General features: G+C 59.8%; 2 protein-coding genes. Both read left to right on the top strand.

The features are described 5' to 3' along the window. The first annotated feature begins 175 nt into the window (after positions 1-175). Positions 176-1405: a CoA transferase gene (locus tag J4F42_22300; protein MCE2488255.1), complete on the top strand. Its 1230-nt coding sequence runs from the start codon at positions 176-178 to the stop codon at positions 1403-1405. A 51-nt stretch (positions 1406-1456) separates the two neighbouring features. Then, positions 1457-2655: CoA transferase (locus tag J4F42_22295; protein ID MCE2488254.1), on the top strand; the 1199-nt coding region annotated here is incomplete at its 3' end.

Below are 2655 nucleotides of genomic sequence, written 5' to 3'. Positions count from 1 at the left end.
CTGTCCGACCGCCCTTCTCCCGCCGTGATCTGGAGCCGTCGGCTCGCTTCGCCAAAGCTTTTCTTTCCCCTCGGCTTGCAGTAGAGTGGCCGGAGTCTGATGAACGTGGATCATCCGTACTTCCTTCTGTGGCGGTCAGGATGATCCATCTCATAACCGCTTTGGGAGGAGAACTATGCCTGATGGTGCCCTAACTGGTCTGAAGATCGTTGAGTTGAGCGAACGGGTGACGGGTCCGTTTTGTACCAAAGTCATGGCTGACCTGGGGGCGGAGGTGATCAAGATTGAGAAGCCGGGCCGTGGCGATGTCGCCCGCACGCGTGGCCCGTTTCCCGGCGATGAGCCGCACCCCGACCGCAGTGCCCTGTTTCTGTACCTGAACACCAATAAAATCGGCATTACGCTGGATATCACCCAGCCGCAGGGAACGGCCCTGTTTCGGGATCTGGTGAAAGACGCCGATATCCTGGTCGAAACCCAAACCCCCGGTTTTCTGGACGATCTGGGGCTGGGCTATGCGAGTCTCCACCAGCTGGCGCCCCAACTGATTGTGACCTCGATTTCTCCGTTCGGGCAAACCGGTCCTTACCATCAGTACAAGGCGTATAATCTCAATAACTTTCATGCCGGTGTGGTCGGGTATGAGACGCCGTTCAACTATGTGACCGATCCTGAGAACGAACCGCCGGTCAAAGCCGGCGGTCAGCAGGCGGACCTGCTGAGCGGCTGGACTGCGGCGTCGGCGACGATGAGCGCGGTGTTTCTGCGCGAGCAGACCGGGGAAGGACAGCACGTTGATATCTCCGAGGTCGAGGCGGTCGCCCACATGGTTCGTCCCAATACCGCGCTGTATACGCACGAGCCGCCGGACGGTCCCAACCGCAGTCGGTTTCTGCGGCGGACGAAGTGGGGCCTGGCCTATGTCTTTCCGTGTAAAGACGGTCATATTGCGCTGTTGGCGCTGACCGATCAGCACTGGGAGAGCCTCAAGGTGCTGATGGGTCGGCCCGAATGGGCGGACAGCGAGCTGTTTGCGACCCTGATGAGTCGCTTTCAGAATCTCGATGCGCTGGAAGTGTCGGTCGCCGCCTGGATTGCCGAGCAGAAACGTGATGAGCTGGCCCGGGAAGGACAGGAGCTGCATATTCCGGTTTTTCCGGTGCGCGACATGCGAGAGGTCGTCGAGTCCAGCCAGTTCCGGGACCGCGAATTTTTTATTGATATTGACCACCCGGCAACCGGACCGATCACGTATCCCGGTGCCCCGTTTAAATTTTCAGCCACCCCGTGGCAGGTTCGCTCCCCCGCACCCCAGCTCGGCCAGCACAATAACCGGGTGTATGGCGAGCGGCTGGGCTTGAGTGCGCAGCAGTTGGAGCAGCTCCACACAGATGGGGTGATCTGAAAAAGGGTGGGGCAGAGACCCAACCGTTCATCTGGATAAGGAGGGAAGAGCATGCCATTACCACTCGAAGGGATTCGCGTTGCCGATTTTGGCTGGATTCTGGCCGCACCGCAGTGCACCGCGTGGCTGGGAGCGATGGGTGCCGAGGTCATTCGGATTGAATCTCACCAGCGCGTAGACATCATTCGCTTTCTGGGCCAAGACCCCCGCAAAGAGATTACGCCGAACGGCTCCCCGCTATTCAGCGGGCTCAATTTCAGTAAAAAAAGCATCACCCTCAACTTGAGTCATCCACGCGGTATCGCCCTGGCCAAGGAGCTGATCAAACACAGCGATATCGTTGTGGAGAATTTTACCGGCGGGGTGATGAAACGCTGGGGCCTGGGCTATGACGACCTGCGCCAGCTCAAGTCCGACATCATCATGGTATCGGGGACGCCCGTCGGCCAGTCTGGTCCGGATAGTCACTGTGTGGGCTGGGGACCGATTACCCAAGCCTCAGCCGGGATTTGTCACCTGACCGGCTATGAGGATGGACCGCCGAGCAGTTTGGGCGGCTCCTGGCCGGACTACATGGTCGGGGTGGCCATGTCCTACGCTGTACAGGCGGCGCTGTTCTGCAGGAAACGGACCGGCAAAGGCCAGTATATCGATCTGGCTATGGCCGAGGTGGTGACCTCGATGCTGCCCGACGCGGTCATGGACTACACCATGAACAGGCGCGATCAAGGCCGGATCGGCAACCACGACACACTCATGGCCCCGCATAATGTGTATCGCGCCAAAGGCGACGACAGCTGGGTCACGATTGTTGTCGAGACCGAACAAGAGTGGCGCAGCTTATGTGGAGCGGTGGGCCATCCCGAGTGGATTGAAGACGAGCGGTTTCAGGATCAAAAAAGCCGCAAGGCCCATGAGCGCGAGCTTGACGACTTCCTGACGGCGTGGACACGCGAGCGCACCAATACCGATATCATGCACCAGCTCCAAAAGGTCGGGGTGGCGGCCACACCGGTCTTTGATACCGAGAGCCTGCTCAACGACCCCCAGTTTCAAACCCGCGACTTTCTGGTCTCGCCCCCCCATCCTGAGACCGGTGGGCATCCGGTCTCGGGCATCCCCGGCATCTACAGCGGCTTTGAACCCCAGTATGGCCAGGCGCCGTGCCTGGGCCAGGACACCGAGTCGGTGTGCTGTGACCTGCTGGGACTGTCCCGGGAAGAGGTCGCTCGGCTGCAAGACGAGAAAGT

Source organism: Desulfurellaceae bacterium (genome assembly GCA_021296095.1).
Taxonomy (GTDB): domain Bacteria; phylum Desulfobacterota; class Binatia; order Bin18; family Bin18; genus JAAXHF01.
Note: the sequence above shows the minus strand (reverse complement) of the source record. Positions and strands in the feature narration are given on the sequence as shown.

Coding starts and splice junctions, on each gene's coding strand:
- J4F42_22300 (MCE2488255.1), top strand. CDS start 176: ATGCCTGATGGTGCCCTAACTGGTCTGAAGATCGTTGAGTTGAGCGAA.